The 14,294-nt window shown below is 45.0% G+C and carries 10 protein-coding genes; 5 read left to right on the top strand and 5 right to left on the bottom strand.

Annotated features, from left to right (window positions below):
- Positions 1–203 precede the first annotated feature (203 nt).
- Positions 204–638, top strand: a complete 435-nt coding sequence (locus tag CKO50_RS19590; protein WP_095729520.1) for a hypothetical protein — start codon at positions 204–206, stop codon at positions 636–638.
- Positions 635–1,111: a transcription elongation factor GreAB gene (locus CKO50_RS19585; protein WP_095729519.1), complete on the top strand. Its 477-nt coding sequence runs from the start codon at positions 635–637 to the stop codon at positions 1,109–1,111. The genes CKO50_RS19590 and CKO50_RS19585 overlap by 4 nt, the downstream gene beginning before the upstream one ends.
- Before the next feature lie 335 nt (positions 1,112–1,446).
- Here CKO50_RS19585 and CKO50_RS19575 read toward each other — a convergent pair whose 3' ends face one another.
- Entirely contained in the window at positions 1,447–2,439 is a 993-nt protein-coding gene (locus CKO50_RS19575) for a GlxA family transcriptional regulator (RefSeq protein WP_095729517.1), read from the bottom strand.
- A 117-nt stretch (positions 2,440–2,556) separates the two neighbouring features.
- Between CKO50_RS19575 and CKO50_RS19570 the strand changes: the two genes are divergently transcribed.
- Positions 2,557–4,455: a beta-ketoacyl synthase gene (locus CKO50_RS19570; RefSeq protein WP_095729516.1), complete on the top strand. Its 1,899-nt coding sequence runs from the start codon at positions 2,557–2,559 to the stop codon at positions 4,453–4,455.
- A gap of 105 nt (positions 4,456–4,560) precedes the next feature.
- On the opposite strand, the gene fghA is transcribed toward CKO50_RS19570, so the two are convergent.
- On the bottom strand, positions 4,561–5,403 hold the full coding sequence (gene fghA / locus CKO50_RS19565) for an S-formylglutathione hydrolase (protein ID WP_095729515.1): 843 nt from the start codon (positions 5,401–5,403) through the stop codon (positions 4,561–4,563).
- Between the two features lie 56 nt (positions 5,404–5,459).
- On the bottom strand, positions 5,460–6,581 hold the full coding sequence (locus CKO50_RS19560) for an S-(hydroxymethyl)glutathione dehydrogenase/class III alcohol dehydrogenase (RefSeq protein WP_010605006.1): 1,122 nt from the start codon (positions 6,579–6,581) through the stop codon (positions 5,460–5,462).
- Between the two features lie 95 nt (positions 6,582–6,676).
- On the opposite strand from CKO50_RS19560, the gene CKO50_RS19555 reads away from it, so the two are divergent.
- Entirely contained in the window at positions 6,677–7,552 is an 876-nt protein-coding gene (locus CKO50_RS19555; protein ID WP_095729514.1) for a LysR substrate-binding domain-containing protein, read from the top strand.
- Here CKO50_RS19555 and CKO50_RS19550 read toward each other — a convergent pair.
- Positions 7,539–9,197, bottom strand: coding sequence for a SulP family inorganic anion transporter (locus CKO50_RS19550; protein WP_095729513.1), 1,659 nt, complete (start codon positions 9,195–9,197; stop codon positions 7,539–7,541). The genes CKO50_RS19555 and CKO50_RS19550 overlap by 14 nt on opposite strands.
- 148 nt (positions 9,198–9,345) lie before the next feature.
- The gene (gene rne / locus CKO50_RS19545) at positions 9,346–12,732 is read right to left on the bottom strand and encodes a ribonuclease E (protein ID WP_095729512.1); all 3,387 of its coding nucleotides are present in this window, start codon (positions 12,730–12,732) and stop codon (positions 9,346–9,348) included.
- Between the two features lie 610 nt (positions 12,733–13,342).
- On the opposite strand from rne, the gene rluC reads away from it, so the two are divergent.
- Entirely contained in the window at positions 13,343–14,293 is a 951-nt protein-coding gene (rluC, locus tag CKO50_RS19540; RefSeq protein ID WP_095729511.1) for a 23S rRNA pseudouridine(955/2504/2580) synthase RluC, read from the top strand.
- Position 14,294 lies beyond the last annotated feature (1 nt).

Below are 14,294 nucleotides of genomic sequence, written 5' to 3'. Positions count from 1 at the left end.
AGTGAAAACCTAACCAGCCCGAGAAACCTTTATTTTTGCGAGGAAATAATAATTTTTTTGCTTATGAAAAGATACCTAAAACGCCTAAAATTATGACATCAATCAAGTTTTCACGCGGTTTTTGTTCGCTTCTTAAGCAACCTAGCTTTTGCCCTGAAACTTGCGTACACTGCGCAGGATTCAGAAGTGACGGTAAATCCCTCATGATTGCAAAGCAATTAACAGTCGGGTTGCTAGGTATTTTCCTCGTGGCCTGTTCAGACCCGACTATTATTATACATGAAAGTTCAGAAAAAAGTGAAAGTTCAGTAACAAGAAATGTCTGTAATTTTTCAACGCCCTGTGATTTGACTCCACAAGTGCAGATTTATCTGGGCTCAGAGCAGGTTCAACCGGAAACAGAATTTACCATTGGGCTAAAAAGTGCGACTAAAGTAGAGGTCGTTTCGGCATGGCTTGAGGGAGAAAATATGAACATGGGAAGGATCCCAGTGTTTTTTGACAAAAACACACTGATAGCAAAAACCATGGTCGGTGTTTGCACGGATAAATCTATGCGTTGGATTTTACGTTTGGCGCTAACCGTTAACGGCCAGTCTGTTACTACCAGTCATCCAATAGCTGTAAACTACCAATGAATAAATCTGTTTTTATCGAATATCTCAAGTTTGCACTTGAACAAAAGCTGATTGAAGCCACTGAAGCGGCAAACAGTGCACGTGCTGATGCTACCCATGAACAAAGTGCTGCTGAAACACAATATGACTCGTTGAGTATCGAATATGGGTATTTGGCAGAAGGACAAAGTGAGCGCGTTGATGCCATGCATTTGGCAAAACAAACAATATTGAATCAGTTGGCTCTAGCTGTAAGCAATACAATTGCACATAACGCACTAGTTGAAATTGAAGACGAGCAGGGCAACCGTCATTGGTTCTATTTTGCGCCTTGCGAAGGCGGGCTAAAAATCCAATATAAAGAAACACCAGTGTTGGTGTTAACATTTGATGCGCCCCTTGGCAAGCGGTTAAAGGGGTTAACGGTAGACGAAGATATTTCGTTTTTCTTCAACGGCCAACAGCAAACGTTAAGTGTGGTGCAAATACAGTAGAGTGGTTTAATCTCGGGCCTGTTTACCTTTCAAGTTTGTTTTTGCAGCAGTTTGATTGGTATTTATACAAGGCAGAGCCTATGTAGCATAGTTATTCTATGTGAATCAGGCGATAAAGACTTTGTGCTCCTGCAAAGTCACCTTACCCCACATCCTTGTGGGGCAACACAGAAGAAATGCTAATCAAGCGCTGCCCTTTGGGTTCACCTGAGTGCGCTTTGTTCATTGTTGCTCAACTTTTGCCTAGATTACTAGGCGGTAAGTCGAGCGTCGCGACCAAAACACACTCAGAAGAACAAAAATCAAACAGCAAAGATCAACAGACCCTAGTCTTACTACGAGAACAATTTCTTTCTTACTATTGCCCGATATGTGCTTGGTGATTTTCCCATTAATTGCCTAAATACTCTACTTAATTGCCCTTGTGAATTAAACCCAGAAGTGAGGGCAATATCTTGAATGGAGAGATTACTGCTCGCGAGTAGCTCTTTACACATTTCAATACGTACCTGTTGCAAGTAGGCAATGGCGGTTTGTCCAGTTGCTTGTTTAAAGCGGCGATTAAAAGTGCGATAACTTAAATCAAATTGCGCCGCGACAGCGGGTAAAGAGATTTCCGATGCGGCGTTATTTTTTAGCCAAAATTGAATTGCAGCAATTTGCTCGTCGGCATGACGGTCCACGGCACCTTCTAAATAGCGCTGTTCTTCGTAAGGTTTACGAATTTCATGAGAAAAGTTTTGCTGAACATGGTGTGCGGCATCTATTCCGTACAGTAATTCAATAATATGAACAATAACATCGGCTAGTGCATTTAAGCTGGCTACAGTGTAGATCCGCTCTGATTGAGTGATAAAGTAATCCGGTTTTAATTCAACACTGGGATATAGCTGAGAAAATTGTTTGGCAAAATGCCAGTGGGTCGTTGCTGAATGACCGTCAAGCAGGCCAGAATTTGCTAAAAAGCAAACACCCGTGCCAACACCTATCAGTGTGCTTCCTGCTCCCCATGCATCCGCAAGCGATTCATTCAGCGCTTGGTTTTGTCTTACAATTGGCCTTGGATTTCGCCATATGCTTGGCACAATAATGTAGTCATATAAAGGCAATGAGCTAAAGTCACTTTGTGCCTCAAGTGTCAGGTAATTATCGGCGTTGACTGCCTCGCCTTGGCTGCTGCAAAGTATAACTTCTAAAGGAACATAAGCCTCTTTTAGATGTACTTTAGCAAAGGCTTGTCCGGCTTTGAGCATTTCCAGCGGTAAGGTAACACTGGTGATGAGCATATGCTTGTAAAGCACAATAGCAACCTTCGTACAGGATTCCATCTGATCTGACCTCTTCTGTTTGGCGAAAAGTGTTTTATATTTGGCGTATTTTGTAAAAACTTAAATTCGAATGCAATTAAAATCAAGTCATTATCTTAGTTCAGAAGTAGGAACGACATGACAGCATTGCCAATTATTGTAGGAATGGGGGGGATTAACGCCGCGGGGCGCACCTCTTTCCATCAAGGCTACAAACGTATTGTACTTGATAAACTAAATGCTAAAGACCGACAAGAAACCTATTTGGGCCTTGCGAGTTTAATGAACTTAGTGCGCTATGAAGATGGTCAGCTGATTGACCAAAACGACCAAATCATTCAAGAGGTAGAGATTGAGTCGCGTTTTGGTGAGCAGATCTTAGCGGGAACGTTGATCCGTAAAATTGAAAAAAACCATTTTGATGTAGACGCGACCCCTTGGCAGCAAAAGCTCACGATGAAAGCAAATGATGACAGCAAGATAGTATTCAGTTGTCGTAAGCGTGACTTGCCAAAACCCGTTCCTGCAGCTTGGCAAGTGATTGAGCTTGATCCAAAAACGGTTGAAGTAACCATTGCGGACCAGATTGAAGTTAAGCACGATAGCTATAGAGACAATCCAATTAAAGCCGCAGGTCAATTACCAACAGGCTTTGAGCCATCACTCATGTATAACAGCCGTTATCAACCACGCGGCCTTCAGGCGACGATTTTTGCTGCAACCGACGCTATCCGCTCAACGGGTCTTGAGTGGGACAAGGTAATGAACAGCGTGCGACCGGACCAAATCGGCACTTACTCCGCCTCTGTGGCAGGGCAAATGAATGATGAGGGCTTAGGTGGATTAGTACGTAGTCGTTTGCGTGGCGACCGAGTAAGCACTAAGCAGTTGGCGCTAGGACTCAACACCATGTCCACTGACTTTATCAATGCTTATGTTACTGGCAGCGTTGGCACAACATTTACGACATCAGGTGCCTGTGCGACGTTTCTATATAACCTCCGCGCTGCAGTGAATGATATTCAGGCTGGCCGTACTCGAGTGGCGATTGTAGCCAGTGTTGAATGTGCGATCACACCAGAAATCATAGAAGGCTTCGGTAATATGGGCGCACTCGCAAATGAAGAAGGCTTACGCAAACTTGATGGTACTGAGCATGTAGACTATCGCAAAACAAGTCGTCCTTTTGGTGAAAACTGTGGCTTTACAATTGGTGAAGGGGCACAAGTGGCGATTTTGATGGATGACGCCTTAGCAATTGAACTTGGCGCGCAGATCATGGGCTCGGTTGCTGACGTATATGTCAATGCAGACGGCGTGAAAAAGTCGATTACGGCACCTGGACCTGGTAACTATATTACCATGGCAAAATCGGTCGCACTGGCTCAGCAAATCGCAGGCACAGAGGCTTTAGTAAAACGCAGCTTTATTTTGGCACATGGCTCAAGCACACCACAAAACCGGGTCACTGAGTCGCTTATCTACCACAAAATCGCAGAAACTTTTGCGATTAACGGCTGGAAAGTGGCGGCGCCAAAAGCATATGTTGGTCATACTATCGCGCCAGCGTCTGGCGATCAGCTAGCGATGGCACTTGGGGTATTTGAATACAATATCATGCCGGGGATCACCACAATCAATGCAGTAGCAGAGGATGTTCACGCCGAGCATTTAGATATTCGCACTGAGCACTATGAGTGCGATCCAATGGATATCGCCTTTATAAACTCCAAGGGCTTTGGCGGCAACAATGCAACGGCAACAGTACTTTCTCCAAAGCTCACGAAGCAGCTACTGAGCAAGCGCTATAGCCAAGCTGAGTTTGCAAATTATGAGCAACAACTTGCCATTACAACACAAAGACAAATTGCATATCAGCAAGCGGCTGATTATGGTCAATACGAGCTCATTTATCGTTTTGGCAATGGCATGATTGATGAGTCTGAATTGAATTTAAGTCAGCAAGAATTAGCCATTCCTGGGTTCGAGCAAAGTATACAGCTTTGTCCAACGAATCCATACGGTGATTTAATCTGATGATTTGATACCAAGAATAATGTTAAGCAAGCAAGGCGTACAGGGAGTACGCCTTTTTTATTTTTAGCTTATTGCTGTGCTTAAATGCGCAAACGGCAGTCAGGCTCACTTCATATAGTTAGCATGAAACTCAAGATGATTTTCAATAAAGCTCGAGATAAAGAAATAGCTATGATCGTAACCTTCATGCATGTTTAGCGTGATAGGGTAGCCTGCTTTTTCTGCAGCTTGTTCGAATAACCAAGGCTTTAGCTGCTCGTCTAAAAACTGGTCACTTGAACCTTGCTCAATGAGTATCGGACGTTTTGTTGGACTAACATAGTGCGACAATAGTTCGGTCGCGTCATATTGTTGCCAACGCTGTTTGTCGTCCCCTAAATATCCTGTTAGCGCTTTTTGACCCCAGGGGCAGTTACTTGGGTGAACGATTGGACTAAACGCTGAGATACTCGTATAGGCATCAGGGTTTCTAAGCCCAATTATTAACGCACCATGTCCACCCATGGAGTGACCACTAATGGCTTTTTGCGGGCTAACCGGGAAGTGTGCTTCGATTAACTGAGGCAGCTCTTCTGTCACGTAGTCATACATTTGATAATGTTGACTATATGGCGCCTGTGTCGCATTGACATAAAACCCTGCACCTAGACCAAAGTCATAAGCGCCATTTTCGTCATCTGCAACGCCTTCTCCGCGCGGGCTTGTATCTGGTGCGACAATAGCGATGCCAAGCTCGTTGGCTTTTTTAAACGCGCCTGCTTTTTGCATGAAGTTTTCATCGCTGCAAGTTAAACCTGAGAGCCAATATAAAACCGGGACTTGTTGTCCCTCATTGACGATTTCAGGTAAAAAAATGGCAAAGGTCATTTCACACTGCGTCGACTGACTGGTATGTTTGTAGCGCTTATGCCAACCGCCGGATACTTTGTTGCTGGAAATCAGTTCCATCAAGTGCTCCTTAATTAAGTGAAATAGGACGCAACCTGTGCGTCCTTGAGCGGGTACTAGTAATGGATCACAGAGCGGATACTCTTGCCTTCATGCATTAAATCAAAGGCTTCATTAATATCTTCGAGCTTCATAGTATGAGTGATAAAGTCATTGAGCTTGAATTCACCAGCCATATAGCGTTCAACAATCTCAGGAAGCTCTGAGCGACCTTTTACGCCACCAAAAGCACTACCGCGCCATACGCGACCGGTAACCAATTGGAATGGGCGTGTTGAAATCTCTTGTCCAGCGCCTGCAACACCGATGATCACTGACTCACCCCAACCTTTGTGACAGCACTCAAGGGCACTTCTCATGACATCTACGTTACCGATACATTCGAATGAGAAATCCACGCCGCCATCGGTCATTTCAACGATCACTTCTTGGATAGGTTTATCGAAGTTTTTCGGGTTGATAAGATCGGTTGCGCCAAGCTTTGTCGCCAGCTCAAACTTATCTTCATTGATGTCGATACCAATGATCCGACTCGCGCCAGCCATTGCCGCACCGATAATAGCGGACAAGCCGATCCCACCTAGGCCGAAAATGGCGACGGTATCGCCTTTTTGCACTTTAGCGGTGTTCATTACTGCGCCCATTCCCGTGGTGACACCACAGCCAAGCAAACAGATCTCCTCAAGAGGCGCTTCTTTGTTTACTTTAGCCAAAGAGATTTCTGGCAGTACAGTGTACTCAGAGAACGTTGACGTGCCCATGTAGTGATAAATTGGTTGGCCGTCTTTATAAAAGCGGGTTGTGCCATCAGGCATCAAGCCTTTACCTTGGGTTTCACGGATCTGCTGACAAAGGTTCGTTTTACCAGACTTACAAAACTTACATTCGCCACATTCTGGTGTGTACAATGGGATCACGTGGTCGCCAACGGCAACGCTGGTAACGCCTTCACCAATTGCTTCAACAATACCTGCGCCTTCATGACCTAAGATTGCTGGGAATACGCCTTCAGGATCGTCGCCAGACAAAGTGAAAGCATCGGTATGACATACGCCCGTTGCGGTGATTTTAACTAAGACTTCGCCTTTTTTCGGTGGCATAACATCAACTTCTTCAATACTAAGCGGTTGACCTGGGCCCCAAGCGATTGCTGCTTTAGATTTAATAAATTCAGACATGGTTTGTTCCTTTCTTAAAAGTTGATAGCAGTATAACTACATTACGATTTTTGATAATCTATAAAAATCATAAAGACTTTTACGTATATGTAATAATGGATAGATGGATTGGCATTGATGAGTTTGTAGCGGTCGCGAGTAATGGCTCATTTAGTGGGGCTGCAACTCAGTTAAATACTTCGGTTGCGCAAATTAGTCGCCGTGTGAAAATGTTAGAGGAGCGGCTCAACATCCAACTTTTGACGCGCACTACCCGAAAATTAGCGCTGACTCAGGAAGGTGAAGTGTTTTTATCTCACGCAAAGCATTTGCAACATGGATTAGATGATGCCACTGCTGCAATCCGTCAACGTGATAGACAGCCAACAGGCAAACTTAAGCTTACCGCACCGGTAATGTACGGCGAATCTTATGTCATGCCTGCCGTGGTTGACTTTATGCGTTTGTATCCAAAAGTTGAGGTTGAAATGCATTTGACGAACAATCAAGTCGACTTGCTCGATAAGGGCTTTGACTTGGCAATTCGACTCGGTAAGTTACAGGATTCATCACTGCGCGCCAAACGGCTAACCACACGTAAAACCATGGTGTGTGGCGCGAATATCTATTTAAATCAATTTGGCCAACCGCATACGCTCGCTGAGCTTGGCAATCATAGATGTTTGATTGGCAATAGTAGCGAATGGCGCTTTGTTGAGCTCGGTAAAGCGCGGCAAATTAAAGTGGCTGGGCCACTGCGTTGCAACAGTGGTTGGGGGCTCTTGGAAGCAGCAAAGCAAGGCTTAGGGTTGGTACAGTTACCACATTATTACGTGCAAGAGGCGCTAGAGAGTGGTGAGTTAACAGAGGTACTAACCAATTTTAGACCTGAAGAAGAGGGGGTCTGGGCGCTGTACCCACCCAGACAATTTGTCGCGACCAGCTTAAGGTTATTGCTGGATCACTTGAGCGTGCACTTCAATAAGCTTTAGCCATAGTATCAATGGCTTGACTGAGCGCTATCTCGCGACTATCACAAAATGCACGATCGCCTAGACGGTCGTGAATGTTTAAGCGCTTGAGTTTATCGGTGGTTTCTAAATTTGGTGAATAGATAAACACGCTACAGTCAGCATCAAGCGCATCTGTAATCGCATTTTCAATGGCTAAGCCCACGGTGACATCAATCATAGCTACGTCGCTTAAATCTAATACCATGGCTTTGTATTCACTAATCTTGCGGTGTTGTCTTGCGATTGCTTTTGAGACGCTAAAAATCATTGGCCCGGAAAGATAAAAGAATAATAGTTTACCGTTGGCTTTATCTAACAGCTCGCTTTCCTTTTTTGTTAGTGGCACATCTTCATCGCTATCACTGTCGCTAATTGCTTTAACATGATTAGCTTGCACTCGGCTTAATCTCTCTATGATCATCACATTAGAGATAAATACGCCAAGGCCCACGGCAACAATCAGGTCAACAAAAACGGTAAGGAGCATTACGCCATACATAATCGCCATTTGACTGACACTAAGCCTATGAGCACGCTGGATAAAACTCCAATCCAGAATATTAAAACCAACATACACTGCAATACCAGCAAGCACCGCCATTGGGATTGGCTCGGTCAAACTGCCCGCGATAAAGACTACGGCCATCAAAATTAGTGCCCTGAATATGCCAGCGATTGGCGAGCGAGCGCCCACTTGAATATTGACCACAGTTCCCATCGTTGCGCCAGCACCTGGCAATGCACCAAAAAGGCCAGCTATCATATTGGCAATACCTTGGCCTCTGAGCTCCTTATCGGAATCATGCTCGGTTCGCGTTAAACTGTCGGCTATTACTGCTGTTAGCAACGTATCTATACAGCCCAAAGTGCCCAGTACCAATGCGTCGATAAGCATTTCAACGAATAGCTCTGGTGATAATACTGGCAACACAATACTTGGCAAGCCACTTGGAATTTCTCCGATGCGGCGAATACTATCGGTATCAAAAATAATAATTGAAAGCAGTGTAACGGCGACGAGTGCGACCAGTTGAGCGGGGACGTACTGGCGCCACTTACTTGGCATTTTGAATAAGATTGCAAGTGTGATCACCCCGAGGAACAACTCGGAAAAGTGTAAATCCATTAGCAGGCTGGGCAAATTAGACAAAGTGCCAACAACACCACCTGCAGGCGCTTGGTGTCCAAGTAAAGGAGCAAGCTGCAAAATAATGAGGATAACACCAATACCAGACATAAATCCGGAGATGACGCTGTAAGGCATCAAGGTAACGTATTTACCTAACTTGAGCGTACCGAGTAAAACCTGAAAAGCACCTGCCATCATGACAACAGTAAAGCCCATCGCAAGACCATTTTCGGGGTACTTGCTCATCATGGCGGTGAGTACTGCTGTCATGATAACAGTCATTGGGCCGGTTGGTTCAGAAATGAGGGAGGTTGAACCACCGAACAGCGCGGCAAATAAGCCAACTAAAATTGCGCCCCACATCCCAGCTTCTGCGCCAGCACCAGAGGCAACACCAAAAGCGAGTGCGAGTGGTAAAGAAATAATTGCAGTGGTTACACCACCGAATAGGTCACCTTTTAAAGAGGCGTTTTTAAATCTCTTAAGTGTGATCATACTTTTGACTTTAACGATCAAAGAATTGACGGCATTCTACTGATAAATAACACGGAGTGCTACGAAGGACTGGTATTACCATTTGTCTGCTCAGTAAAATTCGGACACAAAAAAGCCAGTCTAAAAAGACTGGCTTTTCAATTACTGCTTAGTCAACCTGAGCAGGAGAGGCCATGTCGGCGCTTGCTCTGCCTGTTGGTGACTTAGAGCCAACACCCAAGCCGCTATTCGCCACAGTCTGACGCTGTTCATGTGGCATCGCAGATGGTGTTTCTACCACGACATCCTCAATCACACTTTGTGCTTTTGTCATTGGCGCGGCAGCCGTTTGGTTGAAGCGTATACGGCTTTGTACTGAATTGCCGTTTACTACTTGTTGAGTAGGTGCTTCAACTGTTTCAGCGACTGGAGTCTCTTCAGTTGAAGATTCAGTAACTGTTTCAGCAGCTGTTGTTTCCACAACCGCTTCTGTTGCCGGGGCCTCGACTGCTGGCTCCTGAACTTCTGCTATTGCCTCAGTGTCAGAAGCCTGAGTTTCTTCTACAACTGCAGTTTCAGTCTCAGCTTCATCTTCAGCCTTCGCCGTTTCAACTTGTTCAGTCTCTACTGTGTCAGCGATTGGCTCAGCTTTAACCACTCTTGCTTTTTCTGGCGGCATAGCTTCTACTTCTTCTGCGATTACTTCGTCAGTGCTTGTAGATGTTTCAGGCTGCGCCGTTTGTTGCATTGGTGCTTCAGCAGTACTTGCCTCAACTTCTTTTACAGACTCCACTTCTTGCGCTGCATTTTCGTCAACCTGTGCTTCGGCCGGCTTAGCTTCGACATCTTGCTCTGCATCAGTTTGTGTTGTTGGTGCATTGTCTTCAGTTACCGTTTTAGGTGACGACTGAGTCTCAATTGTGTTTGCTTCTTGCTGTACACCTTCTTGAACGTCAATGTCAGAAGAAGATTTTGCTTTTAGCTCTGCTTCGTATTCTGCAGCTGCTTGATCTGCAACGGGCACAAATGCAGCAGCTTGACCTTTTTCAGGCGTATCCTGACGACGGCGACGTTGACCTGCCGCTCTCAGATGACGCGGAGAACGTCTAGAGCGAGTGCGGCCTTCTTTATTTTCGTCATCAATTTGCGATTCTGAAAGTTCGGCAGATACCACCTCGGTAACATCGTTTTGTTCGTGGCGCTCAGTGTTAGCAGTTTCTTGCTGCTTTGCTTGAGCGTGTACGTCAGCTTGTTGAGAACGTGATGCTACTTGTTCGTTTGTTGCTGACTCTTGTTCTGACTTATCCTCGACAGGTTTCGCTTTTCTATGCCTTGGCTTTTGTTCAGCTTTAGACTCAGCTGCCGTTTTCGCTGGTTGTTCAAGCGGCTTTGCTTCTACTTTCACTTCTTCAGTGCCAGTTTGCTCTGACTTGTTAGTATCCTGTGCGTTGGTTTCTTCCACACGTACCTTCTTGCGAAGATTACGTCTTTGTCTGCGTGGTTTTACTGTTGCTTCTTTAACTGGCGCCTCGTTAGCCTCGGCCGCTTCAACGTTATCGTTTACAGATTGCTTAGCTGGACGGTTTGCTTTGTCCTGATCTTGGCGTTTTCTGTTATTTGGACGACGGCGTTTGCGGTTATCACCACGTTGCTCGTTACTGTTGTTTTCGTCTTTCGATTCAACCGTTGTGTCTTTTTGTTGATCGTTACGACGGCGGTTATTGTTACGACGACGGTTGTTATTATTGCGACGGCGATTATCACGGTTGTTATCGCGTGATGATTTTTCTTCAGAAGGCTTGTTTTCTTCTTGGTTATCGCTGTCACTAGCAAATAGGCTCTTGAACCACTGACCAATCTTTGCAAACAGGCTAGTGCCGCTTTGAGCTGGCTTTTCTTGTGGCTTACGTGCTTGTGGTTTTGCAGCTTGAGTTGGAGTAGGGGCTGGCGCAGGCGCTGGTGCATCAGGCATAACGACACCTTTTAACACAGGCTCCTCTTTCACAATCGCTTGAGCTCGAGTAATTTCAACAACTTCAGGCTCAGGCGCTGTGATTTGCTCATAGCTTGCAGCTTCTGTTGTTTCATCTTTACGCAATCTAACCACCTCATAGTGAGGTGTTTCTAGATGTTGGTTAGGAATGATAACAACGTGGCACTCGTGGCGCTTTTCAATGCGTTGCACAGAACGACGCTTTTCATTTAATAGATAAGCACCAACAGCGACAGGCACTTGGGCATTGACCTGAGCGGTATTATCTTTGATCGCTTCTTCTTCGATTAGACGCAAGATAGACAAAGCAATGGATTCGTTTGAGCGAATGGTGCCTTGGCCGTCACAACGTGGACACGTATGCTGGCTCGCTTCACCTAAAGACGGACGCAAACGTTGACGTGACATCTCTAACAGGCCGAAACGAGAAATCTTACCGATTTGCACGCGAGCACGGTCAGTACGCACGGCTTCTTTCAAGCGATTCTCTACTTCACGTTGATGGCGAGGCGGAGTCATATCGATAAAGTCGATAACGATTAGGCCACCTAAGTCACGTAAACGTAACTGGCGTGCAATCTCATCAGCCGCTTCTAAGTTAGTGTTCAGCGCCGTCTCTTCGATATCGCCACCTTTCGTCGCTTTTGACGAGTTGATATCGATAGAAGTAAGTGCTTCTGTTGGGTCAATAACGATAGAACCACCTGAAGGCAAACGCACTTCACGCTGGAAAGCTGACTCAATCTGACTCTCAATTTGATAATGCGTGAATAATGGCACATCGTTTTGATAAAGCTTAACACGATTGATGAAATCTGGACGGAAACGCTCGATATGCGCCTTCGCTTCTTCAAAAACACGCGGTTTATCAATTAGGATCTCACCGATATCACGACGTAAATAATCGCGAATTGCACGGAAGATCACGTTACTTTCTTGGTGAATTAAGAAAGGTGCTTTACCGCTATTTGCCGCATTTTGAATAGCGTCCCAATGAACGAGTAGCGCTTTAAGGTCGTACTCTAGTTCTTCGAAAGATTTACCCACGCCTGCGGTGCGTACGATAAGACCCATACCTTTAGGTACGTTTAAACGACTCAATGCTTCTTTTAGCTCTATGCGCTCGTCACCTTCGATACGACGTGAAATGCCGCCTGCTCTTGGGTTATTAGGCATTAATACCAAGTAACTACCAGCGACGCTGATAAACGTTGTGAGTGCCGCGCCTTTTTGACCACGTTCTTCTTTGTCAACCTGAACGATGACTTCTTGACCTTCTTTGATCACATCTTTGATGTTAGGGCGACCATTGAATGTATAGCCGTCTGGAAAATACGTTTTAGCGATTTCTTTTAAAGGAAGGAATCCGTGGCGCTCAGCGCCATAATCAACAAATGCGGCTTCTAGGGATGGTTCGATACGGGTAATTTTACCCTTATAGATATTGGCTTTTTTCTGTTCGTGACCAGGGCTTTCTATATCTAGATCGTATAGACGCTGGCCGTCAACCAGTGCCACGCGCATTTCTTCTTGCTGCGTTGCATTGATCAGCATACGTTTCATATTGTAATTCTCTACTTAATTATTTACAGCGCCTGATACGTCTTGCCAGCGACAGCGTGCTACACCTTGGATGTTCCTATTAAATGATGCAGTCTCACGACTGGGGGAAAGGGAACATATTCACAGTTTCCGCTTTAAATCAGGGTAAAATCACTGATCTATCGTTCGCTTTTTGCACGTTTATTCGTTTCACAAAGTAGTCATGCACGGGGTAAGCTGAGCTTGGTTTACCAAGCTTGGCTATCACCATTTTTTGACTTGATTGCTTTGTGGTTATTCACGAGTTGCGGCCTGCTATGCACGGGTATTACTGCAACTGTGGTAAACGTATCAGACAAATTTTAATTTCTTGCTTTTTGGTTTGTTCATCGTGTCCAGTCATTAAACGAAATATTACGCGCTTCGCACTGACTGTTCGCACGTGTTTATCTTAGATGGATGATAAAAGCTTTGGAAATATTAGCTCTAATCTGTATGATCTGCCATCCAAGATGTGCATCACGACATTGTTTTTGCGATAAAAAGCACCTCGCAAAAATTTGCGGCCTAATTATCCCACTAATAATGTCGAGATAGCAACTAAATTATTACTCAAATCAGTGATTAGGCAATGTCAGAGAAACCCGCATTACAAGTTAGCTTCGTTACCGTGACTGAAGACCAAGAAGGTCAAAGGATCGATAACTTTTTAGTTACGCATTTAAAAGGGGTGCCAAAAAGCGCCGTATATAAAATTCTTCGTAAAGGGGAAGTGCGCGTAAACAAAAAGCGGGTGAAGCCTGTATATAAATTACAAATCAATGATGAAATCCGTATCCCACCTGTGCGTGTTGCGGAGAAAGCAGAGTTTGTGCCTAAAAACCTAGATAAAGTCGCAAACTTAGAAGATGCCATTCTTTATGAAGATAAGTATCTGATAGTTATAAATAAGCCAGCCGGTATGGCGGTACATGGTGGCAGCGGCTTAAGCTACGGCTTAATTGAAGCATTAAGAGCATTACGCCCACAAGAGCAAAGCTTGGAGTTGGTGCACCGTTTGGACCGCGACACATCGGGTTGTTTGTTGATTTCAAAGCGTCGTGCTGTGCTGAAAGGACTTCATGAGCAGCTAAGAGAAAAGACTATGGAGAAGAATTACCTTGCACTGGTTTCAGGGCAATGGGATGCCAAACATAAAAATGTCACCGAACCGCTACGTAAAAATACCTTAAAGTCAGGCGAACGAGTAGTGCGAGTGGATCATGAGCAAGGCAAGCCTTCTCATACTCGTTTTAGAGTCGTCGAGCGTTTTGAGTCTGCTACTTTGGTGCAGGCGTCACCCGTAACAGGCAGAACACACCAGATCCGAGTACATACTCAATGTAAAGGACATCCGATTGCGTGTGACGATAAGTATGGCGATCAGGTGTTTGATGCCAAAATGCGTGAAGTGGGATTAAATAGGCTGTTTTTGCATGCCAAAGAACTCAGATTTATACACCCGAAAACAGAAACAACACATCATGTAGAAGCGCCATTGGGTGGAGCTTTGGAAGCATGCTTAGTTAAATTAAGGAAGTAAA

Origin of the sequence: Pseudoalteromonas sp. HM-SA03 (assembly GCF_002289345.1) — a bacterium.
Taxonomy (GTDB): domain Bacteria; phylum Pseudomonadota; class Gammaproteobacteria; order Enterobacterales; family Alteromonadaceae; genus Pseudoalteromonas.
This window is presented reverse-complemented; position numbering and strand designations above follow the sequence as displayed.

Coding starts and splice junctions, on each gene's coding strand:
- CKO50_RS19590 (WP_095729520.1), top strand. CDS start 204: ATGATTGCAAAGCAATTAACAGTCGGGTTGCTAGGTATTTTCCTCGTG.
- CKO50_RS19585 (WP_095729519.1), top strand. CDS start 635: ATGAATAAATCTGTTTTTATCGAATATCTCAAGTTTGCACTTGAACAA.
- CKO50_RS19575 (WP_095729517.1), bottom strand. CDS start 2,439: ATGGAATCCTGTACGAAGGTTGCTATTGTGCTTTACAAGCATATGCTC.
- CKO50_RS19570 (WP_095729516.1), top strand. CDS start 2,557: ATGACAGCATTGCCAATTATTGTAGGAATGGGGGGGATTAACGCCGCG.
- fghA (WP_095729515.1), bottom strand. CDS start 5,403: ATGGAACTGATTTCCAGCAACAAAGTATCCGGCGGTTGGCATAAGCGC.
- CKO50_RS19560 (WP_010605006.1), bottom strand. CDS start 6,581: ATGTCTGAATTTATTAAATCTAAAGCAGCAATCGCTTGGGGCCCAGGT.
- CKO50_RS19555 (WP_095729514.1), top strand. CDS start 6,677: ATGGATAGATGGATTGGCATTGATGAGTTTGTAGCGGTCGCGAGTAAT.
- CKO50_RS19550 (WP_095729513.1), bottom strand. CDS start 9,197: ATGATCACACTTAAGAGATTTAAAAACGCCTCTTTAAAAGGTGACCTA.
- rne (WP_095729512.1), bottom strand. CDS start 12,732: ATGAAACGTATGCTGATCAATGCAACGCAGCAAGAAGAAATGCGCGTG.
- rluC (WP_095729511.1), top strand. CDS start 13,343: ATGTCAGAGAAACCCGCATTACAAGTTAGCTTCGTTACCGTGACTGAA.